Origin of the sequence: Bacillus sp. FSL K6-6038 (assembly GCF_038050455.1) — a bacterium.
GTDB lineage: Bacteria > Bacillota > Bacilli > Bacillales > Bacillaceae_G > Bacillus_A > Bacillus_A pseudomycoides.
Window position 1 is genome coordinate 1 of record NZ_JBBOUH010000003.1, and the last position, 26,866, is coordinate 26,866.

Annotated in this window: 20 protein-coding genes and 2 pseudogenes; 14 read left to right on the plus strand and 8 right to left on the minus strand. The window is 31.6% G+C overall.

The features are described from left to right. Positions 1-387 precede the first annotated feature (387 nt). Complete coding sequence (locus NSQ40_RS28705; protein WP_098715652.1) at positions 388-774, plus strand: hypothetical protein; 387 nt, start codon at positions 388-390, stop codon at positions 772-774. Positions 775-1,520: 746 nt separating this feature from the next. Here the strand turns inward: NSQ40_RS28705 and NSQ40_RS28710 are convergent. Both NSQ40_RS28710 and NSQ40_RS28715 read right to left on the minus strand, forming a co-directional pair. Beyond that, entirely contained in the window at positions 1,521-2,750 is a 1,230-nt protein-coding gene (locus NSQ40_RS28710; protein ID WP_033796833.1) for an aminopeptidase, read from the minus strand. Between the two features lie 157 nt (positions 2,751-2,907). Beyond that, positions 2,908-3,615 (minus strand): IS6 family transposase, encoded by a 708-nt coding sequence (locus NSQ40_RS28715; RefSeq protein ID WP_097787023.1) that lies wholly within the window; start codon positions 3,613-3,615, stop codon positions 2,908-2,910. Positions 3,616-4,110: 495 nt separating this feature from the next. Here NSQ40_RS28715 and NSQ40_RS28720 point away from each other — a divergent pair, with 495 nt between their 5' ends. Continuing rightward, on the plus strand, positions 4,111-4,701 hold the full coding sequence (locus NSQ40_RS28720) for a DUF3967 domain-containing protein (protein ID WP_033796834.1): 591 nt from the start codon (positions 4,111-4,113) through the stop codon (positions 4,699-4,701). A gap of 101 nt (positions 4,702-4,802) precedes the next feature. Here NSQ40_RS28720 and NSQ40_RS28725 read toward each other — a convergent pair whose 3' ends face one another. The 3 genes from NSQ40_RS28725 to NSQ40_RS28735 form a co-directional block, all read right to left on the minus strand. Then, positions 4,803-5,663 (minus strand): endonuclease NucS domain-containing protein, encoded by an 861-nt coding sequence (locus NSQ40_RS28725; protein WP_224796268.1) that lies wholly within the window; start codon positions 5,661-5,663, stop codon positions 4,803-4,805. A gap of 170 nt (positions 5,664-5,833) precedes the next feature. Then, the gene (locus NSQ40_RS28730; protein WP_003204745.1) at positions 5,834-6,235 is read right to left on the minus strand and encodes a hypothetical protein; all 402 of its coding nucleotides are present in this window, start codon (positions 6,233-6,235) and stop codon (positions 5,834-5,836) included. 14 nt (positions 6,236-6,249) lie between these two features. Beyond that, positions 6,250-7,080: a ParA family protein gene (locus NSQ40_RS28735; RefSeq protein ID WP_033796835.1), complete on the minus strand. Its 831-nt coding sequence runs from the start codon at positions 7,078-7,080 to the stop codon at positions 6,250-6,252. 962 nt (positions 7,081-8,042) lie between these two features. Between NSQ40_RS28735 and NSQ40_RS28740 the strand changes: the two genes are divergently transcribed. The 3 genes from NSQ40_RS28740 to NSQ40_RS28750 all read left to right on the plus strand — a co-directional run bounded on the left by NSQ40_RS28740 (position 8,043) and on the right by NSQ40_RS28750 (position 12,015). Beyond that, positions 8,043-9,533, plus strand: a complete 1,491-nt coding sequence (locus NSQ40_RS28740; protein WP_003204749.1) for a primase C-terminal domain-containing protein — start codon at positions 8,043-8,045, stop codon at positions 9,531-9,533. 624 nt (positions 9,534-10,157) lie between these two features. Continuing rightward, the gene (locus tag NSQ40_RS28745) at positions 10,158-10,712 is read left to right on the plus strand and encodes a DUF3967 domain-containing protein (protein WP_258248689.1); all 555 of its coding nucleotides are present in this window, start codon (positions 10,158-10,160) and stop codon (positions 10,710-10,712) included. Between the two features lie 1,012 nt (positions 10,713-11,724). Then, complete coding sequence (locus tag NSQ40_RS28750) at positions 11,725-12,015, plus strand: hypothetical protein (protein ID WP_018768035.1); 291 nt, start codon at positions 11,725-11,727, stop codon at positions 12,013-12,015. 546 nt (positions 12,016-12,561) lie between these two features. Here NSQ40_RS28750 and NSQ40_RS28755 read toward each other — a convergent pair. Next, a complete protein-coding gene (locus NSQ40_RS28755) occupies positions 12,562-13,134 on the minus strand; it encodes a tyrosine-type recombinase/integrase (RefSeq protein WP_033796865.1) in 573 nt (190 codons plus the stop codon). 313 nt (positions 13,135-13,447) lie between these two features. Here NSQ40_RS28755 and tnpB point away from each other — a divergent pair. Then, positions 13,448-14,520, plus strand: a pseudogene (tnpB, locus tag NSQ40_RS28760) (IS200/IS605 family element RNA-guided endonuclease TnpB). Positions 14,521-14,607: 87 nt separating this feature from the next. Continuing rightward, the gene (locus NSQ40_RS28765; RefSeq protein WP_003205020.1) at positions 14,608-14,784 is read left to right on the plus strand and encodes a hypothetical protein; all 177 of its coding nucleotides are present in this window, start codon (positions 14,608-14,610) and stop codon (positions 14,782-14,784) included. Positions 14,785-14,868: 84 nt separating this feature from the next. On the opposite strand, the gene NSQ40_RS28770 is transcribed toward NSQ40_RS28765, so the two are convergent. Both NSQ40_RS28770 and NSQ40_RS28775 read right to left on the minus strand, forming a co-directional pair. After that, on the minus strand, positions 14,869-16,083 hold the full coding sequence (locus NSQ40_RS28770; protein WP_003205023.1) for a replication initiation protein: 1,215 nt from the start codon (positions 16,081-16,083) through the stop codon (positions 14,869-14,871). Between the two features lie 750 nt (positions 16,084-16,833). Beyond that, a complete protein-coding gene (locus NSQ40_RS28775; RefSeq protein WP_258248722.1) occupies positions 16,834-19,959 on the minus strand; it encodes a type 2 lanthipeptide synthetase LanM family protein in 3,126 nt (1,041 codons plus the stop codon). A 718-nt stretch (positions 19,960-20,677) separates the two neighbouring features. On the opposite strand from NSQ40_RS28775, the gene NSQ40_RS28780 reads away from it, so the two are divergent. From NSQ40_RS28780 to NSQ40_RS28810, 7 genes and pseudogenes are all read left to right on the plus strand, one after another. After that, complete coding sequence (locus NSQ40_RS28780; RefSeq protein ID WP_003205028.1) at positions 20,678-21,946, plus strand: helix-turn-helix domain-containing protein; 1,269 nt, start codon at positions 20,678-20,680, stop codon at positions 21,944-21,946. Between the two features lie 338 nt (positions 21,947-22,284). Further along, entirely contained in the window at positions 22,285-22,446 is a 162-nt protein-coding gene (locus NSQ40_RS28785) for a hypothetical protein (protein ID WP_162617287.1), read from the plus strand. 308 nt (positions 22,447-22,754) lie between these two features. Beyond that, entirely contained in the window at positions 22,755-22,916 is a 162-nt protein-coding gene (locus NSQ40_RS28790) for a hypothetical protein (protein ID WP_162617287.1), read from the plus strand. A gap of 361 nt (positions 22,917-23,277) precedes the next feature. Then, positions 23,278-24,489: an IS110 family transposase gene (locus tag NSQ40_RS28795; RefSeq protein ID WP_003203522.1), complete on the plus strand. Its 1,212-nt coding sequence runs from the start codon at positions 23,278-23,280 to the stop codon at positions 24,487-24,489. A gap of 343 nt (positions 24,490-24,832) precedes the next feature. Beyond that, on the plus strand, positions 24,833-24,994 hold the full coding sequence (locus NSQ40_RS28800) for a hypothetical protein (protein WP_162617287.1): 162 nt from the start codon (positions 24,833-24,835) through the stop codon (positions 24,992-24,994). A gap of 139 nt (positions 24,995-25,133) precedes the next feature. Beyond that, positions 25,134-25,733 (plus strand): annotated as a pseudogene (locus tag NSQ40_RS28805) (zinc ribbon domain-containing protein); the annotation flags it as partial. Positions 25,734-26,104: 371 nt separating this feature from the next. After that, positions 26,105-26,737, plus strand: coding sequence for a hypothetical protein (locus tag NSQ40_RS28810; RefSeq protein WP_033796822.1), 633 nt, complete (start codon positions 26,105-26,107; stop codon positions 26,735-26,737). Positions 26,738-26,866: the final 129 nt, after the last annotated feature.

A 26,866-nucleotide genomic window follows, 5' to 3' on the forward strand; every position in this document is an offset into this window, starting at 1 on the left:
TAATGAACAAAATGTTCCATTAACAAATGAAATTAAAGTTTCAGTTGGAGGAACAACATTATACCCAAGTGCTAATATTAGTCATTAGGTAAAAGTGAAGCGCCCTGTTTACAGGGCGCTTTTTCAAATATATCATACTTCTCTAATTGGCCTCACCATACATGTCCATCAACTTAAGGTGTTCAAGTACCCCAAAAACGAAAAGTTTGTACATTTTCACCTCAAAATGTCAATCTTCTTATTTTGAGGCATTTGCTTTTCTTAGCTTGATAGCGATGTGGCGGTACCCTTATAAAGGAAAAACCATTTTTTAATTCTTATGTAGATGATAGATTTATATACAGAATTACCTGCAACATTGAATATATATACTAAGTAGGTGAGAAAATGAATGAAAAAGTTTATATTGAAGCTAAAGAATGTACTATGGAAATTTACGAAGAATTTAGAAATGAACAAAATTTTACGGTTAAACAATCTGTAGCTGCTACTTTTGAAGAATCCATTTTTCCTATGAAAAAAGACAAAGTGGAATATACGTCTGTATTTTTGAATCTAGCTCTTATCTGTTTAAAGCATGGTTTTATGCCCAATTATATCCTTAACAGAATTGAAAAGATTAAAAAACAACATTTAAAAAATCTATCATCTGCTGAAATTTCTCAATATAATGAGGATTTAACGGAAATTGATAATCTTCTTTCACAAGGAGATTTTGAAATTGATAAAGATGATATATATTTACTAAGAGTGAATATGCTCTTGGGAGAATAGAAATTGAATTAATTATTTTGCTAGATTCTGAGGGAAAAGAAAATGTTTTTAATGCGAATTAAGTAGTATTAAAATGGTGTGTCACTACCTCACACCCAAAAACAAGGGGAATTCTGTGAATCTTTGCTACATTGTGCTATAATTTTTGATACCTTGATTGGAGCAGTTTTTCGGTATCGCTCGGCAAAATAAAAAGCCGATATCAGTTGACAGGGGGCTGTTTTCCAGTGTACACCCGGCTAAAACAATAAACTGGCACATACTTTCAAGGTAAAAGGGCGATTCCGAAAGGGATATGCCCTTTTTTTGTGTAGAGAAACAGAGCGATTATGCCGCGAAAGTTTCTTTACTATGAGGGGAACCCTCATGCAAACTACTGGAGGTGGCCCCATCGGGCGGTTTTTGCCCGGTGGGATCGCCTTCTGGAGTTTGAGGGTTTAGAGGCTCGTGGTCAAGAAAACGTGGAATAAATAGCGTTCATCGGAGAACGACTATTCCATGTTTTTGAGAAATAGAAAATGAAAAGTGACAAAGCAATTTATTGCGTAAACGATACATTTTATATTGGGGTACAGCCGAGATACGTGTAAAAATAGGTCATATACTTACTTTTATTTCCAATTTCATTTGAAAGCGGATTTTTTGTTTTTTATAAAAAGGAGTAAAATGGTGAGGGTTAAAGAGAATAGAAAATTTAAAAAGTACTGCCTTCTTTCAGGAGACAGTACTTTTTTCGTGACTTATTATTAAAACGCCCAGTTTCCTTTACGGAAAATTGGTTCATGTGTGCCATCTGCTGTAATGCCGTCAATATTAAGCTTGGCAGAACCAATCATAAAGTCTTCGTGTGTAATACTAGAGTTTGCCCCATTTTCTGCAAGTTCTTCTTTTGTCATTGTCTTACCACCGATTAAGTTAGTTGCATGAGCATGCCCAATTGCTAAATGGCAAGATGCATTTTCATCAAATAACGTATTATAGAATAAAATATTTGTATTAGAAATTGGTGAATCATGAGGTACTAATGCAACCTCTCCTAAGAAATGAGAACCCTCATCTGTCTCAACTAAATGTTTTAATGCTTCTTCACCAACATCAGCTTTATATTCTACAATGCGTCCATTTTCAAATGTAAGTGTAAAGTTATCGATAATGTTACCTGCAAATGCTAATGGTTTTGTACTTGATACTTGTCCATTTACACCTGTTTTTAATGGCATTGTAAATACTTCTTCTGTTGGAATGTTAGCCATAAATGGTACATTTTTTTCATTTAAGCTACTAGCTCCAGCCCATACATGTTTTTCTGGAAGTTCAATTGTTAAATCTGTTCCAGGACCTGTATAATGAAGCGCCTTATAATGTTTTTCATTTAAATAATCTACTTTTTTATGTAATGTTTCATCATGTTTTTTCCATGCTTCCACAGGATTCTCTAGATTTGCACGAGTTGCTTGGAAAATTGCATCCCATAGCTTTTCTTCTTGCTTTTCTGATGTAACATCAGGGAACACCTTTGCTGCCCATTCTTTCGTAGGAACAGAGATAACGCACCAACTTACTTTATCTGCTTGTAAATAATCGCGGTATACTTTCATTGCTTCTCCAGCAACCTTATGAGCACTTGCAATTCGTTTTGCATCTACACCTTTTAATAGATCTGGATTTTCTGCATAGATAGACATAAATGCAGCGCCTTCTTTTGCTAATTCTTCACGTGCATGCGCCTTCCAAGCAGGGAATTCTGAGAATGCTTCTTCAGGAGCTAAATCAAATTTTAAGCGTGTGAGGATTTCATCGTTCCAATCTACATATACATGTTTTGCACCTGACTTATATGCTTTTTCTGTAACAAGACGGACAAACGGGGCTGCCTCAAGTGGCGCATTAATAGATAATATTTGTCCAGGCTGAATATTAACACCGACATTTACTGCAAGAGCAGCATACTTTTCTAATGTTTGTTCAAATGACATAGGTATAATCTCCTTTGTGTGAAAGAATTTATTATAAACATAATACACGAAATATTCAAAAATAACCCCTGTAATCTCTAATCTTACAAAAATGGGCTCTGGTGCAAAAATAAAATAAAAGAGAATAAGGCGCATATATTCCTAACGGAATCGTATCTTATGCTGCAAGTCCAAACAATTGATGGATAAATTCTTTCTGATTTTGGACAGACTGGTCTCGTAAATCAATCTGTTCTTTTTCAATCATATGCATGGCTTCTACTCCAGAAAGAATGGATGTAGCTGTGTCAAAACATTTGAATCCTAGCATAGAACGGATTAGCTTCTTTATAAAGCGATGATCTTGCTCTACTATGTTATTCAAGTACTTTTGTTGTCTAAGTTGCATACCATCAGGTATGCTTTTTTCTTTTTTCAGCTGTTCAATTGCTATAGGATAAGCTGGATTCTTATCGACTGTTATAACACGAGGCTTTGAAACATGAAAAGACCGCAAAGCTTTCTTGAAAAAGCGCTTTGCATCCTTCTGATTTCTTGTTTTGCTTAAACAAAAATCGATTGTATTTCCTTTCGAATCAACAGCACGATATAGGTACATCCATCGACCTTTGACTTTCACATACGTCTCATCGACTCGCCAAGAATCATTGGTTGATTTAAGATGACGTCGTACGCGCTTATCTAATTCGGGACCATATTGATGAACCCAACGCATAATCGTTGTGTGAGAAATGGATAAACCCCGTTCCTCCATCATTTCCACCAAATCACGGAAACTGAGGTTGTACCGTAGGTACCATCTTACCGTTAACAAACTAATATCCGGCTGATAATGCTTCCATTTGAATACATTTTCCTTTTCCATACCAATTACACACCCTCTTTAGATTAGTAGTATCAGTATGTCCAAGGTTTATAGATTCATTGCGATTTTCCTAGCGTTTTTGCACCAGAACCAAAAAAACTCCTTCCACGATTGGTGAAAGGAGTTGCCATATTTTGAAAGGGTATTTTAATTTTAATATATAAGGTGAAAAACTTGTATTGATAAAGTATACCTTTACGAACATATAAAAAGAAGAATCCATAATGGACTCTTCTTTTGTAAATTTAAATGGGGAAGACTTAGATATGTCAGAGCATTCCTCAAATCGTTCTGTAAGTAAATGCCAGAGTGGCACCTCATTCCCTGAATCGTTTCCGTACTCCTTTAACGATGATTGAAAAATCCTTGTTTTTACAAGGATTTTTTGTATATAAAATTATAGCAAATATCTTTTTATAGGAAGTCATTGTACACTTCTTTGCAGGAATTTATAAGGCGTCATGGAATTCTGTTTTTAGGAGGTGTTGTGACGCTATGACGGACGAAATTGTTTATTCTGCTAGTGAAGTATACAAACGGCTAGGAATAAGTGATAGTACCCTCAGAAAGTACATGGAAGTGTTACAACGAGAGGGATTCACAGTAAAGAAGGATAAGCGCGGCAGACGTGAATACACAGAGCATGACGTTATGGTGATTGAGAAGTTGATTGAACTCAACAAGCATGACGGTATGACACTGGAGAAAGCAGCGAAGATGATTACGCAGCAATTAGAAAAAATTAATCCGGATCTGATTAAAGAAGAATCTGAGGAAACAGATCTAATCCCATTTTATATTCAACAACAGCTGCAACAACAATATAACGTTATGGCGCAAGAAATGAATCGTAGTATGTCAGAGATGGAAAAACGTTTAAGTGAACAGGCAGAGCAAAGAAGTAAGCGAATCGGAGAAAGCATAGAACAGTATAATGAACGAGTGGAAGAAAGACTAGAAGCACGAGACGAAACGCTTATGAAAACACTACGTGAGATTCAGGAAGCTAAGAAATTAATGCAGGAATATCGTGAAGAGGTTGTAGCTGAAAAAGAGAAGAAAAAGCCTTGGTGGAAGTTCTGGTGAGGGTTTGCGATAAACTACGCAAGAGTAGAAAAGTAGAAATATATACTTTTCTACTTAAGAGTAAGTGTGTAAAAAGCCCTACATATGTAGGGCTTAATCATTCACACGATAATTGGCGCTTCATCTTTTATTTCTTGAACAGATTCTTCATCATCAAAATCTTTTATCTGAAACTTCCCATTTTCATCCTTACCAAAAACCTTCATTTTAACATTGCTTATATTTTTAAGAGCGTTATATATTCTGTCTGAGTAGTTGGGAGCGATTGTAATCATTCGAACGTCTTCATCAAAGCAAAATGGATAATAAGCGGATTGCCATACTAAACTTTTATCATCTTCAACCTTTTTTAATTCAATAATACATTTAGTTCCATTTTTATCCTTTGCTATAATGTCAATGATTCCATTGCCTACCCTGTATTGTCTTTCTATAAAGGTCATACCCTCTTCAATGGTTCCTATATGGTCGCACAATATATCTTCTAATAAAGTTTCAGGACCATTCATTATTTCCTCTGTTATCAGTTCTTCCCATATATCGTCCATTAACCTGATCTGTTCTTGAATTACATCATTATTTTTGAATTCTTCAGGAGTAATACAAGAATCCGAACATATTCCAAAGAGAACATAAGGTTTCTCGTTAGTTATATGTTTTACCATGGACCAGTCCATATCATTTATGGAATATAAAATTTCATTTTGTAGTAATCTCTTAGTATGATGTGGTGTCTTGTCCCAAAAACCATGATCAAAATAGCGTGTATCTTTGTTAGATAACTTTTCAATGTCTTTTTTTCTAAAGCATTCTTTACAGAATAACTCGCCTACATATATAGTTAAAATTCTCGAGGATATCTCTTTAACTTTCTCTTCATCGTGGGTAATATTTACCTTTAGTGAAATCCCACTCAGATAAATCGTTACGAAATGCATATAAATAATACCTTTCGCCCTCATTTTGTTTAAAATCAACTTTTACACAACCATACTTTTCTGTAAATAAATCGAAATCGATTAAAATATCACTATTTCTTGAAAGTGCTCCCATGAAATTCATCTCCAATAATAATAGGATGGAAAATGCTAAGAAACATTGCGTAGACAATAAGATATTCGTTCTGTTTGTTTTATTTCTTCTCTAACATCTCATAAAGGTGCTTGTACATACCTTTATAACCTTCAGACTGTCGAGTTGTTAGCTTAGTATTTACATAGCTTTCAAGAAGCATATCAATGATGCTGTTAATCGATGCTTTATCCATGCTTTCTTGTTCTTTTATAAATGGTTTAAGAGTATTTAGTTTTAACAAAACAGCCGGTGAAATTTTAGCTGTTTTAGATGGAACTAAACGCTGATCTGGTTTTTCAGGGGCAGGTATTTTTCCTTTATTAATAATAGGAGTCATAACCTTTTTCTTAACAGGCTCATTATTACGGCCGAAATCGTTTGTTCCTTTTATCTGTACACCTTTGTCATTTAAAGTGTTTCCAGGTTTTGTGACTATAGGGTGAAATGGTGCTTTAGACATTATGAGCCTCCTCCTTAAGCATTAATAGTAGCAAAATAGTTTTCATGTTCATTAAGCTCGCTAAGAACATCGATGAATAGTTGATGAGCTTTTTCATCCCACATATCAATATTGCCGCTAACATTAACTGTTTTATGAATTCCTTCGATGTCATACACTTTTAGACGTTCTTGATATCTAATGATTGTATCTAGGACGTTACCGCCATACATTTCCTGAGCTTGTTGCAATACTTTATTATCCACTCGTTTTCCTTGATGTAACATCATTGGGATAATACCTAAAACTTGTAGGTCTGCATCGTATGTTTCTGCTAGGAACTGCATATAAGCGATGTATGTTTGAGCACCTTCTAAAGATAATTCTTGTGTCTGTAGAACGATGATACAATAATCAGCTGCTATCATAGCGTTATCCGAGTAGTCACTGATTGTTGGTGGTACATCAATGTAAATACGGTCATATTTATCTTTTAATGGTTCTAGTAATTTTTTTAAATATGTAATTTGTGCAAGTTCATCATCCGGGAACATATCAAAGAGGATTTTTGATAGTTTTCTAAATGAAGTATTAGATGGAACAATGTCCAAATTCTCAATTACTGGGATAATCTCATTCTCTAAATTTTGATTTAAAAATGCATCCGTAATAGACTTGTCTATTTGTTCAATATCGCCTGTTTTGGCAAGAACTCTTGTTGCATTACCCTGAGGATCCATATCCACTAAAAGGCATTTCTCACTAAATACAGTGGCTGCTTCATAAGCTAACATTGTTGCTGTTTTTGTTTTTCCAACTCCACCTTTAAAGTTACCGATTACATATGTAGTTGCTTGTCTAGTCATTTTCGACATCCCTCCATAAAACTCCGAATAAGTATACCTTTGAGTAAAATGTAACATCTACATACAATATTCGCAACAGTATACCGCAGAAAAGTTTATGTTTTTTAAACGGATTTATCGAAAGAGTAGAAAAGTATACTTTAGCGTAAGATTTTTTAGTATACATTTCTACTTATACGTAGTTTATAGAATGGGGGATTTAGCAGGTAGAAAAGTATACATTTCTACTTATACGTAGTTTTTAAAAAATTCTCTATACATTGGTAATTAAGGGTTAATTGCATTTTTAATGAAGATAACGGTTATAAATATGAGTGTCGAAGTATACATTTCTACTTATGCATAAGTTAGAAAGAGTATACTTAATTTCGATTCAAGGTAGAAAAGTAGAAATTTACACTTTTTCGTAGTTCTACATTTCTACTTATGCGTAGTTTTTAGTTGTCAATTCTGTATTTACAAACAAAAAAACTTGTTGTAACGTAATACACAACAAGTTTTCAACAAAATATGATTTAATTTGATAATTTACATAAAGGACTCATTAAGAGTCGATGAGATAAATAAAAAACAAATAAAAAAAGAACGGCTGTCTAATCGAGATTTCTCAGGTCTCAATCTGACAGAAAAAGTAGAGTTACTGACAATAACTTTACTTCTCCGGTGAATACAATTTGCTGACAACATCTTGTATTCCATTTACACACTGCACAATCAGTATGTAAAATTCTCCGCCCGTTCTAGTTAGCTAGGCTATTTGAGATATAAAAATATCTGTATTTAGTATAGTTAATTAGTGCTGGATTGTAAAGATAGAAACTCTAATTTAAGTACGCAAAAATTACGTTTAAATATGGAGAAATTCTGTTTTTATATACTTTTTAGGGAATTTTCAAGGTGAGCAGTGTTATAACTGCTCACCTTTTTTTATTGTCAAAAATCTAGTAGAAAGGGGATCTAACATGGATAAAGCACAGCAAGCAATTGAACTAATTTTACATAACGGACTACGAAAATATAAATACAAGAATTCTAGAGCTAGCATTGCTATGTTAGACTCCCAGGATACTAGTAGCAAAATGAATGACCGATTTGTATTCATTACGCGTACAAAAGAAGATTTAACTCATGAATATGGCACAAAAGGGATAGTATTAACGTCACAAGAATCTGTATTGGACCATATTGGACAAGCAACGCATTGGACTCCGAACGTATTTAGAGTAGGTACTTATACCGATAGAATCAGAAAAATCATTAAAGGTCATGAAGAACGTAATTTAAAACAAATCAATTGTTTCACTGTAGATATCGATACAAAAGATGTTACTTCTGGAGAAATCATATTAGCAGCTATGGACAAGCAATTAGGCATGCCTACGGTAATTTTAGAAAGTCCGAAAGGGTACCAGGCTTATTTTGTCCTGGACAAGCCATTGTACATCACAAATAAGAACGATTACTTAGGTCTTCGTAGCGCTAAACGGATCAGTGAGAACATCAGGCAGGCATTAAACGATCTGTTACCTGGTGTTGATTTGACATGCAATGATTTCGGATTCTTCCGTATGCCGAACGAAGAGAACATTGTATGGCTGGATGTAGAGAGCACATGTAATTTAGCTGATTTAATTGAATGGTCCAAAGATCAGGATATTGGCCATCACAGAAGTTTATTTAAAGTTCTTTCTAATAAACCAGTTTGTACTACTCAGATTACAGAGGAATGGATACAGAAGGTTTTAGCATGTAGTCATATTAGAGGCGGAAAAGGTGTAATTGGACGTGATAACGCTGTATTTACGCTTGCCTTAGCATGCTATTCTTCTGAAGTGAATGAAGAGGATACTTATAACTTATTAGATGAATTTAATACGAATTTCAACAGCCCTTTGAAAAATGCGAGTATTCAAAAGGCTATTCGAAGTGCCTTCTCAGGTAAATACAAAGGAGCCAGCAAAAAGTATATTAAACATATTTTAGAAACGTGGTCAGATGGAGAAATAGAGGGTTCATCATTTGCACCTTCACAGTATTGGTATAAACATAAGAAAGCTCGTGTAGATCGTATACGTAGTCATTGGTATGAATGGGAACAAGATATCATTGGCTTCTTAAAGATGCAAAAAAACACTAAAAAAGGGTTTGTATACTTTACTCAGAAAGAATTGTGTGAAGCATTACAAATGCCAAGAAGCACGTTAAACAGCGTACTAAAGAAATCAAAACAAATATATATCCATGTAATCGGTAAAGGCAGTCAGAGCCAAACTGGACTGTCTACTTTGGCGATGCTTTTTAACCATGCTATGGAGAATAAAACGGAACAAATGGAGAAATATATACACTTCATTAAAGTAAGTGTTCCAGAAGCAGCAGAACGTCTACAGGCGCTATTATATGAGAAAAAGAATACGAGTCCTACAAACATAATCGTACTTAATACCGGTTAATTTTACTTTGTCCACTCTGCCAATACATATATCTATTATATCTGTGTGCTACGGTTTGTATCGGTCTGCTGTAGTTGGATTTTTAGGTGTTTTATATTGTTTGGGTTTGTTAGAATTTCTTCTATTTCTGAGTTTTGTTTTCTCAATTAAATATAGTACGTGAAATTATGTGAGAAACTGTACTTTATAAGGGGGTTCAGCTGAGATACATGTAAAAATGGGTCCTAGATTGGATTTAATTCCAATAAAATGATTAATTTAATTTTTATACAGGTATACTCTTTTCTATTGATTGCGGTATGTTTTGTAAATCAATCCTATAATCACCAAAGCGTTTTATATGTTTCGTCATTAAAGAGTTATTAGGGGAATCCCATGAGCGAGGACAGAAAGTCTTGGCTTATATACTGAAAAATCATGAGCCAGGAAAATGCGCGGACTATGTGATTAGTCAAGAGTTTAAAGTTATCTATCAGCAAGTATAGGATACAATGAATATTATGCATAGAGAACTAGGCTATGGAAAGGGTAGATTGGATTTAAAGTTTATTTAAAGTGTTAAGATAGAGGAGTTATAACTGTTATAACGAATTTGGGATATTAAAAAGGAGGTTATGACTATTTATGGCTCCTATAATTTATGAAAATGTATCCCAAGTTGAAAAGAGGTTAAAAGTATCACCTTCTACGGTTAAAAAATACTACTTATTAATTGAGGGTTATAACTGTTATGCCTTTAAAAGAGGTGAACGAGAACGGGTTATTTTTGATGATTATGATGTTAGGTTGTTACAAAGATTAGTAGAATTAAAAAGTATGCCGCAAGTTACACTAGAGGATGCTTGTAAACTTCTTTTAGAAGAGGAAGGATTAACAGTTAAGAATACAGATATGACTGTTATAACTCCTGGATCTGATGATTTGAAAGTATTACTGAAAGAATTAAAAGATACAGTGGAGTTACAACAAAAACAACTACAGAATCAAAATGAACAAATAACTAAACTAACAAGTTTATTGGAATCACAACAGAAATTATTAGATTATTCCAGTGCTATAGAAAAACAACAGGTTATTGATCGTGATCAAGCCGTTATGACTGTTATGCGAGAGCTTCAAGAGGTAAAACAGATAGTTGCGGCAAGTAATGAAAAGAAATGGTATCAATTTTGGAAGTAATCCACTGAGTCCTATACGTTTATGCTGCGAAAGTGTAGGACGGGCCCCTAGAAAAGGGAAAAATCCAAGTAATTAGTGTCATAACTTAAGGGATTTGGAAATGAGTTCTAATGTCGGAAAAAGAAAAATAGAAATATAGCATACATACAATAAGGGAATGCAGTACAGATCAGCATACAAGTATTCCCTTGCTATTAAAATGTTGTTTTTTAAGTATACTTTTATTTACGTAAAACATTGGGTTCTATGATATAAAATATTATATTTCAAAAAAGTATCGCTATTTTTGAAAGCGCTTACTATAATGAAGGAGGAAGCAATATGAAAATCGCAATGGCAGTTTTAAAATTTATAGGTGGAATCATTCCATTCGTACAAGAGCTTTTAAAAGCAGTAATGTAAGTTCATTATTCCGCAATTATTTATAAAAATTATCATACAAATGATCTGTATATCAAAGAAGAATTGATGTGCAGATCATTTGTGTGAGCAATGTTTAAAAAAGAAAAAGAATCCCAAAAGAAATAAGGGATTCTTTTTCTTTTGAGTTTTGTTCTTAAGTATTAAATTACTTTTTGTTAAACAGATGAATAAGGAAAATAAAAACTAAAAAACATAATATATTATTAAATAAATTTATGTGTTGTTTTGATGCAATATTGCATATTAAAAAGAGTTGCTAATTTTGTTATTTCAAAATACAATATAAATAATTAAATATTCAGAAAAATATAAGGAGTGATCATTATGGCAATTGCAACAGCAGTTTTAACCTTCTTAGGTGGAGTACTTCCTTTAGTAGCAACTTTATTAAAAGCATTTATGTAATATAATTTTTTCAGAGTTATTCTTAATAAAACCCATACAAATGATTCATGTATTGGAAGTGTACTCAATATATGGATCATTTGTATGGGTTTTATTAGAAAAAAGTTTTTTTGTTTTTATTTAGGTTATAGTCTGATGGTAATGAAATGACAATCAACCCCAAATAATTAGGGAATTCTTTACAATGAAAGCGCTTTCTGTTATAGTGATAATGGGTTGGATGGCACGAGTGGCTATCAGGGTATTTAGCGTAGGTGGGGCTAATACTATGGACAGGATAGAAAGAAATATTATATTGTTTTTTACTATTATGAAACTCTACATACATTATAAAAAAGGAACTGATTCATTATTTTATGAGTTGATTCCTTTTTTTATTTTATTACAGTTAAGTGAGGGTAAGGCAATTTTCTTTCGGAAAAATGTCGAATTTATCAGAATTTTGTATTTTTTTGTTGATTTATTTTATTTTTAATGCTAAACTCATAACAACAAGGAAAGAGTAAACAAAAGCCCTTAGCGATTAAATTTTCAGAATGTTTAGTCTTATCGGTCGATTTACTCCATTTGATTGACATGTTTGTGTATTGAATCCTCCACTCTTTCTTTGTTGTACCCTACAAAAGAAAACAACCTGTTTTTATCCAAGTTGTTTTCTTTTGTAAAAATTTAATTATTGTTTTTATGACAGTTGGGATAATTATTGTAAAAGTTATTATGGTTTACAGAGGGGGGACAGCTAATAGATTGGACATTTAATGCGGAGTTTACATTACAATGGAGTGAATACAGAAAGGGGTGAAAACCAAGAAATTTGGTGCCAGTTTATTAATTTTAGAAAAGGAAGAATAGAAATATAGTGGACATACAATTACAATAAGGGAATGCAGTATAGATTAGTATACAAGCATTCCCTTTTTACGATTATGTTATTTTGTTATTATAGGTATGAATGAATTCCTTACTTATATATATTCCATGTATTTTATCCACTACATATGAATAGGTAGTGGTTTATTTTTTAAATTTGAAATGTATCTAAGATATTATCTTTTTCTTCTTTATTGATACCAATATATTTGAGTGTAATTTGTGGTGTACTGTGATTGAGTATATCTTGTAACATAGCGACATCTTTTGTTTGTTTATAGAACCAATAGCCGAATGTTTTGCGCATTGTGTGAGTTCCGATAGATTCTACATCGGCAAAATCACCGGCTTTTTGCAATTGTCGATAGGCTTGGATTTTACTAATGGGTTGATTTCCTTTACGTGAAGGGAATAACCAGGTATTTTCTACTGTTTGGGCGTATTGATATACTTCGTCAAAAATAGAAGTAAGATTAATAATCCGTTCTTTCTTCGTTTTTCCCTCTTTTACTTTTAATTCTTTTCTACGTTTTCGTTTTAATTTTAAAATCATATGAGTCTCTAATTGAAGTAGATCACTTACTCGTAGACCTGTATTGATCCCAATCGTGAATAAGATGTAGTCTCTTTCTGAACAGTGACGTTTAAGAGCCCATTTCATATCTTCAATCTGATCTTTACTTCGGATGGGTTGGACATCAATGAGATGTGTTTTTTGGTTCATGTGTTTCTGTACCTCTTTATTTATATTGTTTTGAATGTATACTTTTCTTTCTAATTTTGATGATATCAGGGGAGTTGGGGTGAAGTCAATATTTAAGGAGAAATGAATGTAAACAAATATTTAAAAGTTTACTTTCAAAAAAAGATTCCTAAATTAATAGGGCACTTTTTTATCATGTTCCGACAGAAGACTCCTTCCTCAAAAATGCGAAGGTGTGAAACACCAATTTTAGGTGGGAGATGAATGGCGGTAGGCGTAAGCCTACGTTTTTTAGTATACTTTAGGTATCATACCAAAAAGTGAGGTGCAACCCATGTTAATAAATAAGGCATATAAATTTCGTATCTATCCGAGTAAGAAACAAGAAATATTAATGGCTAAAACGATTGGGTGCAGTCACTTTGTATTTAACCATTTTCTTGCTCTGCCGAGCTAACTCAATTAAAAAAGAAACAGGATACGATTTGGTTAAAAGAAGTCGATAGTATTGCCCTTCAATCCACATTAAAAAACCTCGCAGATGCTTTTTCACGTTTTTTCAAGAAACAGAATGATATTCCACGATTCAAGTCTAAAAAGAATAAAGTTCAGTCATACACAACCAAGCAAACGAACGAAAATATTGCAATTGTAGGCAACAAAATGAAATTACCTAAACTTGGCCTTGTTCGCTTTGCCAAAAGTCGTGAAGTAGAAGGTCGTATTTTAAATGCAACGATTCGACACAACCCAAATGATAGATACTTTGTATCTGTTCTTGTCGAAACAAACGTACAAGAAATGCCTAAAACTGAATCCAATTGTGGAATTGATGTTGGATTAAAAGATTTTGCTACTCTTTCTGATGGCGCAACATACAAGAACCCTAAATTCTTCCGTATATTAGAAGAAAAGTTAGCGAGAGCACAGCGTATCCTTTCCAAAAGAACAAAAGGTTCTTCGAACTGGAATAAACAACGTGTAAAAGTTGCACGAATCCATGAACATATTGCAAATGCAAGAGCTGATTACTTACATAAACTCTCTACTGAAATCATCAAAAACCACGATGTCATCGGTATGGAGGACTTACAAGTCAGTAACATGCTCAAAAATGGAAAGCTTGCAAAAGCGATTAGTGAAGTATCTTGGTCACAATTTCGAACTATGTTGGAATATAAAGCGAAATGGTATGGCAAGCAAGTTGTTGTGGTATCTAAAACATTTGCTTCTAATCAGTTATGTTCCAATTGTGGATACAAAAACAAAGATGTTAAAAATCTAACAATTCGTGAGTGGAATTGCCCTTCTTGTGGCACACATCACGATAGGGATCGGAATGCAGCACTCAATCTTAGAAACGAAGCAATTCGTATCTTAACCGTAGGAACTACGGGGATAGCCTAATCCATTAGAGTTCGATAGAACTCTGTACTTAGGAATCTCCCACTTCAAACAGTCCGTAAGGACGTTAAGTGGCGAGTAGTTCAAGAATTGAAAATAAAGTTAGCAGTTATAAAAACTGAACTTGCCGCTCTTGCTCGTTTTAATCCAAATGTATTCGAATCTGCAGAGAAAGAATATCGTTCTTATTCCGGTGAGCCAGAAGAATTTGAAATTGCTTTAATTGAACTACAAAAAGAACCAGTTGTAAGCTGGTTCTTTTTGTAGTTCAATGCATACGTGCAAAAGAAAATGTAATTGTAAGTAAAAGGCAAACTGTACTTGTTTTACTTTTTTTAAATATTTATCTTCTTAATATCTTTTTTTTCTTCTATTTCGTTTTATGTATTCATAAATTTTATCCATAACAAATTCTTCTCTGTCTACCCAAATCTCTTCAGCCTCACCGAGTGTAACTATTTTCGTTAACTTGTTAATAGCTGTATCCTTGACTAAAAATGTAGCTACAGTTCCTGTAGATGTTGAATATTTAGCAATGATTGTATCTATGATATTATCAATCTCTAATAAAGCGTTATTGGAAATTTCTTTATCAATTTGAATATGCGTTTTTGAAACTTCATCATCTGACAGTTCTTTTAAGCGTGAGTTAAGCATATATTCGACATAACCAATTGGTGAATCTATATCTGAACGAAAGCGTATATCATCAATTATCTCTAATACAAAATCCTCATACGTTTTCCATTTTTCTAATACTTTAGGGTATATTTTTTCTTTACACCGTTCCTCAAAACGTTTGATTTTTTGCTCGAATGTGTTTGGCTGTTGAAATTGATCTAATTTTTTTTCAAAACGAACTAGGTCTGAATCGTTCTTTTTTTGGCCACGTATAATGAATCTAATCTTTTGCACTTTTCTACCTGATTTAATTTCTTCAAAATCAAAAGAAATATCTGTTTTCTGATTCAATTCCTTTTGTGTAGGTTTCAATACGCGTTGCTTAAAATTTGCATAGTTAGGATATATATCCATTGCATCTAAGTAATATCTTAAGTTTTCAAGGCTAATTGTGCGTTCTTTAAGATTTTCATATTGCTTTAATAATTCGTAAATACGTATAGCATATGTACTCTTCAATTTAACAATATTCGCCAGTCTATAACTCGTAAATTTGCTACTTAATTCTAATAAAAATGGTTTTAATAAAGGATCAAAACGCATATCAATCGTTCCTTTATTTCTATTATAAATCGCTGAAGAAAGCCAAGATACCTGTATTAGCTCTTCTCCTATCCGAATTTCAATTACTTTTGATAATAATTCCTTTGTGATTTTGCTCAACTCAGTGTATTTAGTAGACCCACTTAATCCAAGTAAATTATGAAATTTTCTAATTGGAAATGTATATGTTTTAAAATCTCGATCATTTGGTTCAATGTTACTAGCCAAACAAAGTAATAGCTTTTGTTCAACTAAATTCAAACGTGAATTTGCTTCAATTAAAGTATTAGATTTGGAAACAATATTACTTTCTTTAATCTGCAAACCTTGATTTGTAGACATATCTACATACGTCCTTTCCTTACTGCCTTGACTGTTAAATTATAACAAACATATTACTTTTGTTATAATTTATTTTTTGCTAATCTTCAGAATAAATCTTCCGCTCTAAATCCTTGAAATATTCAATTCTACATAAAGTAATTGTGTAAAGTTCTTAAAAGTAATAGGACTCATTTAACTGTAGCAAAAGTAGTTATACAACGCATGGTTAAATTTGTTATATTCAGAAAATCAAATCCCTTATCTTTGTAACCATTTTTGTTATAGTTAGATAACCAAATTTGTTATCTTTATAACCATTTTTGTTATAATTAAAACCAAATTTGTTATCTTTATAACCATTTTTGTTATAGTTAAACAACCAAATTTGTTATCTTTATAACCACTTTTGTTATAGTTGAAACCAAATTTGTTATCTTTATAACCATTTTTGTTATAGTTAGGTGCTATAATTCCTTATATATCAACATATTTCACGCTCCTAAAACATATAAACAAATAAAACATATAAAACAATTATTATATAAAACATACAAACATATAAAATTAGATTGAATGCCTATAAATATATTTAACTACAAAATTTTTCAAAATTTCTTCTCTTAAAATATACTTTATATGAAAAATATTTATAGAACCAAATTTGTTATTTTTATTTATACTTTTTGATTTATATTAAAAATTGCAGATAATAAGAAAAAGCATTCATCATGAATGCTTTTTCAATAATGCTTCTTACATCAATTCACTTTATGGTAAATCTAAACTTAATACGGAAGGAATATCAGGGTTATTTAAACGTAACAATTCAAAGCCTATACCCGAAGTTCCGATCATAAATCCAAAGATATTTACATCACCGTTTTGATCGAAATTCCATTTCCCATTCTCTTCTTTTTGTTTTAATACATATTTTCCGATTTCTCTTGAAATTTTCGTATACTCATTATTTTTTGTTATTTGAGCATAAGTCAAAAGAAAATCAATATTCCCAAAGTCACCATGGCATAAGGTATGACTAATACCAAAGCCTTTAGTCATGAGTATATCAATACATTTTTGCAAATCATCATTAATAGTAGCATCTTCAATAAGTTGGGACATCATTAATCTACTTGTTCCTATTCCACTGGCCCCATGACACCAAAACGCTGGTGCATCAGGGTTTTCACTTCCCCTTAAATCTAACCAATTATCTTGATTAACATTTACTTTACTATTTTCATAGTCTAATATTGTCAATATATCATTTAGTAAGTGATTTTGATCCATTTTATAAGCATATTCTAGTAATGGCCAAGCATATCCAGAAGCACCATGTGCTAATCCAGTGAGTAAGGTATTAGTTTTTATTTGATCAGAAGCCTGATTTAATAATTTTTGAGCTATTAAATCACAAATAGGTTTTAATTCAGTAAAATTGAACTTTTCATATAGTCGGACTAACACAAGAAGGGAACTACTTAATCCACCTACAAAATCATATATAGTCTCATTTTCAATTAACAGCGAATCTATTTTAGTGATATATTCTCTAGATTTATCAATGAGTTTTTGATCGTTCCAAATCTTCCCTAAATAAGCGTATGCATATGAAATAGAGCTATATCCTGAAAATGCTGAAGTTGAATGTAAGTTTGTATGTGTTACCTTTTCTTCAATATAATTTAATCCAGCAACAGCATATTTCTTATATTTTTCATCATTAGTTTCTTTTGCGAGTATTCCAAGGAATAGTACTATTCCTAAGCTACCATTATATAAATCAATGCTTATAGGGGACAATTTAAATTGCTCATTATTATCTAAGTTAAGCCCAAACCACAAAGCATCTTTGAAGTCATCGCCTACAATGGCACGATCTACTATTTCATCGCCTATTTTTTTCGCTTCATTCAGAAATTGATTGTTGTGATAATTTTTTGTGTCTAAAAGACTTTTTTCTACCTCTTTAAAGCCGTACGGAGTATATTCTTGTTGCTCGTTCGTAGCAATTGCACTAAGTGAAAGCTTTATAAATTCTACTTGTCGATCATGATCTGCGTTACTTAATTTATTTAGCTTCTCTTTTATTATATCTATCGAAGTTTTATCAAAAAAATCTTTGATTTCAATTTTATCTGCACTAAATAAGCTTGTTGAACCAACTTTGAAAGTGAAATAAGGTATATCAGTTCTTAAAAGGTCTTGTACTTCATATTTTGCAATTCGACTAAATTTCGGTTGAAGGTTAATACCATGCCATAGATAATAAAATAAGCTTTCTCTATCAACTCCATTTTTCAAGTACTCAGGATGAATACTTGCCGATACAAATCTTGAATAAGCCTCAGTTGCTCTAAAAACTTGTCTTGCAAAAGTCTCTTGAAATGAGTATAAAGGACCGTTTTCTAATGTGAATTCTTTTTTATTATTTAATATTAATTTATACATATCTGTGAACCCATTAATAATTTCTTGAACGTGTTCACTAGCACTTGTTTTCTTTTGTTTAATACGTGGGGTATTATTGAATTCTTGTAACTTAACTGTTTGTTTAACCATTTTAATTTGATCACTATAGATGTTATCTAGGGCATTTACTGCTGAAGGCTCCACTTCTAATTCTCCACTTACTCCTAAACCACTTAAATCATAATTAATAAGAGGATCATCACTGAATTTTGCAGGCAGCATTAACGATTGAAAAACAGAGTCCTTAATATCTAATGATAATTTCATAAAAGCACTTTTATTATCTGTTAGCTTATTATTAAATTCAATTGTATTACTAAATAATGTTTCTAAGTCTATAAATATAGGATACTCACCATCAGCAATAATATTTTCATGGTGGAAATCTGTAGAATTTAGTATATAAAATAAAGCTATATATCCACCTTGTCTATAATAGAAGTTTTCAACTTCTTGCAATGTATTACACTCACTTCCTGTAATAAACTCTTGATATCCATATTCATCTCTGCTTAATACTGTTAAGTTTTTCAGTGGTTTTTTAAATCCTTTTTTATTAATCCAAGTTAATAATTCATTAAATAATTCATCTGTTTTTAACGAACGAGGTTTATATACTAATTTGCCTTTATTAGTAAAGTTTAGCATAGCTACAGTTCTTCCATTTTGGTGAGTGTCACCTGCTCCCAAATCAATTGATGTTAAAGTGTTGAAATCCTCACCAAAAAGTTCAATTAGTTGATCTCGATCTTCTGTATAATGATAGACTATCTCAAACATTGCATCCACAGTACTATGTACAGTTTCTACCATTAGTCTGACCATTACAGGATAGGAATTAAATAAGCTCTGGATATATTCTTTATCCTGAAGAAAGTCATTCATAAAACTATCATATCTTTCCTTTTCATTCTCGCCACTTAGTAAATCACCAGTTCTCGCCATATTAATTTCTGTTATTAATACTTTTAATCCAATTCCGCTAATTCTATCAGCTACAGTTGATAAAATATTTTTCTTAAGGGTTTCTATAGTAATATAGGACATTTTTTCTTCATGTATGCCCTTTAATTTATTTGATATTACTTCCAAACTATAGTTGAAAAATGGTACATAAAATGTATAAAACAAAATGTTTTTAAATTCATCTAAGTATTCAATATCTTTATTGTAATATGTATCATCATTTATTAATTTGTTGACAATAGCGATCCATTCTAAAGAAGTTGTTAACTCTGGATGCTCTTTGTTTGATAATACAGTTTTGAAATGCTCTAACTCCATACTATTTTCCTGAATTAGAGTATCAATAGTCGATTCATTTAGCCCTGTCTTACTTACCCATTTTTGATAACGTTCTTCATCAAATGTATTTTTTGTATTTTCTCTTTCTAATAAATATGTACCGTGTTGTAACGTCATACAGCATTCTCCTTTAATATATTTATATAATATGTTTTCAAGATAAAAAATATCCATTGAAATTTACGAAAATGTATTAATAAGAATAAATAGACTAACTAGATTGATAGCTTGTTGAGATATTCGACTGTTTGTAAACATGACATTGTTTATCATTTTTATAGAACTTTTTTACATTAGAGTAACTATCTTCTAACTGATTGAATTTCTATACCTAAAATATACGTGTTAATTTATGTTAATAACAATTAGTAAAATTTAATTAAAAAAATTGTAAATTTCTCATAGTTTTTTCTGTATTGTTTTACATGTTTCGTGATTTGAGATAGTTTCTGCAACATATAAGACCCTTGAATTATTTAACGTTTTTAGATAGAAAACTTTTATCTCAAAAAGTTGAAGGTATAAAGGATGAATTTTGCTAGGCGTAATCATCAGTAAATTGGTATAATATAGTAATGTAAGCGAAAAGGAGGAGACAACTAATAGTAATAAATCGGGCATACAAATTCCATATGCATCCAAATAAATATTAATAATTAAAGTAATTAAGTACAGTTGCGTTGTATTCAATTTTCCCTTCACAGTTGGATTGATATGTATGAGGAAATATACAATGTTACTTCTCTGTTTAGATATCAGACAAAGCACATATTATGATAGGTAATACATATATAATATTGCCCAAAAATATTCATTCAGAGAAAGGAGAAGGAAAATGAATGTTGGTGAAAGAATCCGACAAATACGTATACATAAAGAATTTACGCAAGGAGAATTAGTATCCGGGATATGTTCTATAACTTATTTAAGTAGAATTGAAAATGGCCAAATTAAACCTTCAACTTCTTTTTTAGAAAAGGTTGCTGAAAAGCTAGATGTTGGTTATAAATTTCTTGTAGATGCAGATCATGAGGATGTAGAACCTAAACTTCTTCAAATATGTGAAAAGTATAAAAAAGAAAAAATTATATCTGAAAAAGATCTATCATTATTAGAGCTTTATGTTCGTGAAACAAACTCAATTCCCTTACTACTTAAAGCTTACGGTACTTTAATATACTATCATGCTCGAAATAATAACTTGAAATATATAGAAACTATTGTAGAACAGGCTTCACAATTAATTCCTAATCGAGTCGAAACCAAAAATAGTGATGATTTCATATACTACTTAATGGCCCGTGGTCATTATTACTATTACAAACAAGATAATATTACAGCCCAAGAAATTTATGTTCAAATAGAGAGTTTACTTGGTGTAGAAGAAAGTGTACAACACGCTGATGTATATTATAACCTAAGTATAATAAAACAACGTCTTTATCAAGATCAGAGTATTAGTCGTTTGTATTCGACAAAAGCTTACGAATTGTATAAAAAATTAAATATGGAAGATCGAGTAATAGATACTCTAATAATTCTTGCCCTACAATATCATTTAGATAAGCTACATGATAAAGCACTTGAAACTTTGAAACAGGCGGAACTTGGAGTGAACTCTACTAGTAATTCTATGTATTTCCCTATAATTTCATATAATTATGCGAAAATATATCAAGGTTTAAAAGACTATACCAATGCTATAAAATATTATGAAAAAAGCTTACAACTTAGTGAGTTTCTTCATAACGAAACAGACAAAGTTTATACATTACGTAGCTTAATAGAAATTCACATAGAATTTAAAGACTGGGAAAATGTTAATAGACTTATGGATGATGCATTTAAAATCTTAGCAGTTCAAGATGTTCCTTACGCACATGTTCAGCTATATGGCTTCAAAGCGACCATATTCAAATTACGTGGTGATTATTATGGATATGAGAAAGAGATGCAAAAAGCTATTGAAATGGGTTTAGAAAAAAAACAATATACTTTAGTCCGTGAACTTGCTACCGAACTAGGAAACCATTTTTATGATAATCGTGCTTATAAAATGTCAGCAAAGTATTTGAAAATATCAGTTGAAAACTCTCTAAATTAAACTTGAAAATCAGTTATATAAACAGCTCATACTCTATCATCATTTCTATCAAATTACAAATATTCAAACTGTAATGCAGATATCATTTTGCTGTTAATATAAATTTCTAGCTGACAGTGTTTCTATTTGAATAAGATTTCATAACTGGTATCCAAAATATCAATTTAACTACACTGATTATCTATAAAAGTAACAAGTTTAACTTGATTTAGTTAAATTTGTTATTTTCTCTCTTAAAAAAGTTAGTATATAAATTCAAATTTTTTACTTCTTTTTTTTAACATTGAACCACCATTAATATTTAAATTAACAAAACAACTATTAATGGAGGTTCAATGATGAGTATCAAAAAATTCTTTTCAATTATTGTTATGGCTACTGTATTTTCTGGTTTTTCTTTACTTGGCAATGCAGATACTACTCCACAATATTTAATCTCTCAATCTAATGCTGACGATATTCCAATCTTCTATAATGATGTTATCCCTCCTCCAAGATAATAAAGTGTTCTCCTAAAATACGATTAAAAAATACATATATAACAAAACAGGTGAATTTTATTATTCACCTGTTTTTATCTTTTTCAAACTAACTTTCATTCTAAGATTTCATAGCTGATACCCCAAATATCAATTTAACTACACTGATTGTCTATAAAAGTAACAAGTTTAACTTGGTTTGGTTAAATTTGTTATTTTTTCTCTTAAAAAAGTTAGCATATAAATTCAAATTTTTTACTTCTTTTTTTTAACATTGAACTACCACTAATATTTAAATTAACAAAACAACTATTAATGGAGGTTCAATGATGAGTATCAAAAAATTCTTTTCAATTATTGTTATGGCTACTGTATTTTCTGGTTTTTCTTTACTTGGCAATGCAGATACTACTCCACAATATTTAATCTCTCAATCTAATGCTGACGATATTCCAATCTTCTATAATGATGTTATCCCTCCTCCAAGATAATAAAGTGTTCTCCTAAAATACGATTAAAAAATACATATATAACAAAACAGGTGAATTTTATTATTCACCTGTTTTTATCTTTTTCAAACTAACTTTCATTCTAAGATTTCATAACTGATACCCAAAACATACTAAGATTAGTAGTGTAAACCAAGGCATTGGTTTACACTACTATTTTTTTATAGTAGAAGTGAAGAATAGGTCGCTTTGATATTGGGATTTTAAATCCGTACCCAAAACAGATCTTCTTCACTTACCTTATTTGAATCAGTTTAGTATGTGGATCCTTGAGATCGTGTATAAGAAATGGGAATCGATAAGAGTAAGATGAGGACTTCAATTCTACATAAGGAGGCAAAATATGCAACATGTAATTGCGTTTGATGTTAGTATGGGAAAGAGTTATATGGTTATTTATAATGCTCAAAAACAATGTATTTTTGAAAGTGAAATCAATCATTCTAAGCCCGATTTTGAAGAACTACGAAAACGAATAGATCAACTTATGAATGAAAATAAAAAATCACCTCATATTGTGTTCGAAGCAACTGGTGTCTATTCGAGACAACTAGAGCGTTTTATGCAAGATAACAAGTTTGAATACTTTCTGTTGAATCCTTTAGAAGCGAAATTACAATGCGATTCCTTACGGATTCATAAAACCGATAGAAGCGACGCGCATCAATTAGCTCTCACACATTTCACGGCTTCCCGGAGGGAAAAGACAGGCACAGATAACTTATTTTATCAATTAAAATCACTCTCAAGGTTTTATAGTGAACTGGATGACGAATTATCTTTGATTCGTAGCCGGATGCATAAAGTCATTCAGTTGACATTTCCGGAATTGGAACAGATTTTCACAACTAAGTCAGATTTATTTTTAAACTTTGTTCAATTATTCCCTCACCCAGATTTTGTTCAAAATCTTTCCAAAACGGTCATGAAGAATCAGATTCGCAAGAATACCAATAAAAACATCTCAATCAGCATAGCAGAAAAGAAAGCTATGGAAGTACTTGAGGCTGCCAGGTATTCTTATCCAGCCGTACGTCAGGATGACGTTTTATGTGAACAACTCAAATCGTACGCGAAACGCTATCAGGAGCTCCTTTATCAAAAAGAACAGTGTATCACGAAGATGGTACGATTAGCTGAAAGTCGCACAGAATATCCAATTATTCTTAGTTTTCCGGGAATAGGTCCCAATACGGCTATACGTTTGTTAGCTGAAATCGGGGATATTACTCGCTTCGAAAATAACAAACAACTTAATGCATTTGCAGGTATTGATATACGCCGTTTTCAATCAGGAAAAACTTTTTTCAAAGATAAGATCAATAAACGTGGAAATAAGCATCTGCGTAAGCTTCTTTTTCTCATTATCCAGAACATGATAAAGCTACGTCGTTACGGACAGAACCACATTGTTGAGTATTATGATAAATTAAAAACGCAACCTTATAACAAATGTCATAAAGTTGCGTCAATCGCATGTGTAAATAAGTTATTGAAGCTCCTCTTCTACCTTATTACACATAACATACACTATGATTATCGGTTAACCGCCTGAAATCATAGTCTCATTCATCATACTATATTTATTCCCCCTAGTAAAAAAACGAATACATATTAGGGGTATTTAGTTTGCATTAAATTTAACATATATGATATAGGCTTTGCGATATTTAATTGATTAAAAATCTAAAAATAAGGATTGACTAATCGTAAGAAATATCAATTTAACTACACTGATTGTCTATAAAAGTAACAAGTTTAACTTGGTTTGGTTAAATTTGTTATTTTTTCTCTTAAAAAAGTTAGCATATAAATTCAAATTTTTTACTTCTTTTTTTTAACATTGAACTACCACTAATATTTAAATTAACAAAACAACTATTAATGGAGGTTCAATGATGAGTATCAAAAAATTCTTTTCAATTATTGTTATGGCTACTGTATTTTCTGGTTTTTCTTTACTTGGCAATGCAGATACTACTCCACAATATTTAATCTCTCAATCTAATGCTGACGATATTCCAATCTTCTATAATGATGTTATCCCTCCTCCAAGATAATAAAGTGTGCTTCTAAAATACGATTAAAAAATACATATATAATAAAACAGGTGAACATCAGGGTTCACCTGTTTTCATTTTATTCTAGACATATACCGAATTTTTACTTGTAAGGAAAAAATTAATTTATTTTATGTAAAAAAAGAATAAAATTCAACCCTACACAATCACCAAGCAAACGAACAGAAATATTGTTGTTGTAGACATCAAAATGAAATTACCTAAACTTGGCCTTATTCGCTTTGCAAAAAGTCGTGAAGTAAAAGGACGTATCTTGCATGCAACGATTCGCCGCACCCCAAGTGGGAAATATTTTGTATCTATCTTTTTCGAAACAAAAGTACAAGAAATGCCTAAAACGGAATCTACTTGTGGAATTGATGTTGGACTAAAAGATTTTGCCATTCTTTCGGATGGAACAACATACAACAACCCTAAATTCTTCCGTACATTAGAAGAAAAGTTAGCGAAAGCACAGCGTATCCCTTAATTTCGAACGATGTTAGAATATAAAACCAAATGGTACGGCAAGCAAGTTGTTGTGGTATCTAAAACATTTGCTTCTAGTCAGTTATGTTCAAATTGTGGATACAAAAACAAAGACGTTAAAAATCTAACAATTCGTGAGTGGGACTGCCCTTCTTGTGGAACACATTATGATAGAGATAGGGATGCAAGACTAAATCTTAGAAACGAAGCAATTCGTCTCTTAACCATAGGAACTAAGGGGATAGCCTAATCTATTAGAGTTCGATAGAACTCTGTACTTAGGAATCTCCCACTTTAAACAGTCCGTAAGGAAGTTAAGTGGTGAGTGGTTCAATTATTTTAGGGTGATTTTATGGGGCTTTACTACTTTCAAAAAGCATTTCTTTCAGAAATCCCATTTTTGCTGCACGATAAAAAGGCGTGTCCTTTTCTCTAAGAAATAGTAAATATGAGACGGATCACTGTATTACTGGTTATTCTATACTCTTTAAGTAAAAAAAGAAGAAAAAATAAACAATAATTTAAAATATTTTTAACCGAATTTTACTAATTGTTATTAACATAAATTAACACGTATATTTTAGGTACAGAAAGTCAAACAGCAAGGAGGTAGTTAATCTGATGCTAAAGACAAAAAATTCTATAGATATGATAAACAATATAAATTATCATTTGGATCTTGGTAGGAAAAATAATCAACGTTTAAAAAACTCTTCAAATGAACAAGACGTATTGCCATATCATGTTTACAAACACCCATTGAATAAACAAGCATCACAAAAAGAATCGATTAGTCTAGCTCACCCATTTATTCATATTAATACTTTAGCACAAATTCTATACGAAGCATTTCACAATCAAACATTTACAGCTGTGGCACCTATTCTATTTGTTTTCCGACCGAATATTGTAACTGGTATATCTACCCCAGGTGCTTATGCAATAGACTTTTATAATGATTATTTTGTTCATTTAAAAGACATCAATATTCAAGAAATTAAAGCAGGAATAGATGAAAAAAAAGGACCTATAGCCATTGGGTATCTGATCAATCAAAGTGAAAGCATTCAACATTCAAAAGAATTTATGTATCAAAAGTTACAGGATCAAACTACAGAGTGTATGTTAGCTTTACAAAAGCAGTTGCACATACATGGAGAGTTAGAAGAACAAATTCAGCTATCATTTGATTTCAAGAAAATAATGATACCTTTAATAACCTTACAATGGATTAAACAGACAGCTTTACATTAAAGGAATAAAAAAGATTGGTGATGCTGGAGATAGAAGGCAGCATAAACTACCTTCTATAACATCTAAACCCGTCATCAATCTTTGGTAATGAAATTTGAAGTACTCCAACATTTGTTTTCTGAATATTCA

What these genes read in the sequence shown, in the direction of transcription:
- NSQ40_RS28705 (WP_098715652.1), top strand. Translation starts at nt 388, where the DNA reads ATGAATGAAAAAGTTTATATTGAAGCTAAAGAATGTACTATGGAAATT.
- NSQ40_RS28710 (WP_033796833.1), bottom strand. Translation starts at nt 2,750, where the DNA reads ATGTCATTTGAACAAACATTAGAAAAGTATGCTGCTCTTGCAGTAAAT.
- NSQ40_RS28715 (WP_097787023.1), bottom strand. Translation starts at nt 3,615, where the DNA reads ATGGAAAAGGAAAATGTATTCAAATGGAAGCATTATCAGCCGGATATT.
- NSQ40_RS28720 (WP_033796834.1), top strand. Translation starts at nt 4,111, where the DNA reads ATGACGGACGAAATTGTTTATTCTGCTAGTGAAGTATACAAACGGCTA.
- NSQ40_RS28725 (WP_224796268.1), bottom strand. Translation starts at nt 5,663, where the DNA reads ATGAGGGCGAAAGGTATTATTTATATGCATTTCGTAACGATTTATCTG.
- NSQ40_RS28730 (WP_003204745.1), bottom strand. Translation starts at nt 6,235, where the DNA reads ATGTCTAAAGCACCATTTCACCCTATAGTCACAAAACCTGGAAACACT.
- NSQ40_RS28735 (WP_033796835.1), bottom strand. Translation starts at nt 7,080, where the DNA reads ATGACTAGACAAGCAACTACATATGTAATCGGTAACTTTAAAGGTGGA.
- NSQ40_RS28740 (WP_003204749.1), top strand. Translation starts at nt 8,043, where the DNA reads ATGGATAAAGCACAGCAAGCAATTGAACTAATTTTACATAACGGACTA.
- NSQ40_RS28745 (WP_258248689.1), top strand. Translation starts at nt 10,158, where the DNA reads ATGGCTCCTATAATTTATGAAAATGTATCCCAAGTTGAAAAGAGGTTA.
- NSQ40_RS28750 (WP_018768035.1), top strand. Translation starts at nt 11,725, where the DNA reads ATGAAAGCGCTTTCTGTTATAGTGATAATGGGTTGGATGGCACGAGTG.
- NSQ40_RS28755 (WP_033796865.1), bottom strand. Translation starts at nt 13,134, where the DNA reads ATGAACCAAAAAACACATCTCATTGATGTCCAACCCATCCGAAGTAAA.
- NSQ40_RS28770 (WP_003205023.1), bottom strand. Translation starts at nt 16,083, where the DNA reads ATGTCTACAAATCAAGGTTTGCAGATTAAAGAAAGTAATATTGTTTCC.
- NSQ40_RS28775 (WP_258248722.1), bottom strand. Translation starts at nt 19,959, where the DNA reads ATGACGTTACAACACGGTACATATTTATTAGAAAGAGAAAATACAAAA.
- NSQ40_RS28780 (WP_003205028.1), top strand. Translation starts at nt 20,678, where the DNA reads ATGAATGTTGGTGAAAGAATCCGACAAATACGTATACATAAAGAATTT.
- NSQ40_RS28785 (WP_162617287.1), top strand. Translation starts at nt 22,285, where the DNA reads ATGAGTATCAAAAAATTCTTTTCAATTATTGTTATGGCTACTGTATTT.
- NSQ40_RS28790 (WP_162617287.1), top strand. Translation starts at nt 22,755, where the DNA reads ATGAGTATCAAAAAATTCTTTTCAATTATTGTTATGGCTACTGTATTT.
- NSQ40_RS28795 (WP_003203522.1), top strand. Translation starts at nt 23,278, where the DNA reads ATGCAACATGTAATTGCGTTTGATGTTAGTATGGGAAAGAGTTATATG.
- NSQ40_RS28800 (WP_162617287.1), top strand. Translation starts at nt 24,833, where the DNA reads ATGAGTATCAAAAAATTCTTTTCAATTATTGTTATGGCTACTGTATTT.
- NSQ40_RS28810 (WP_033796822.1), top strand. Translation starts at nt 26,105, where the DNA reads ATGCTAAAGACAAAAAATTCTATAGATATGATAAACAATATAAATTAT.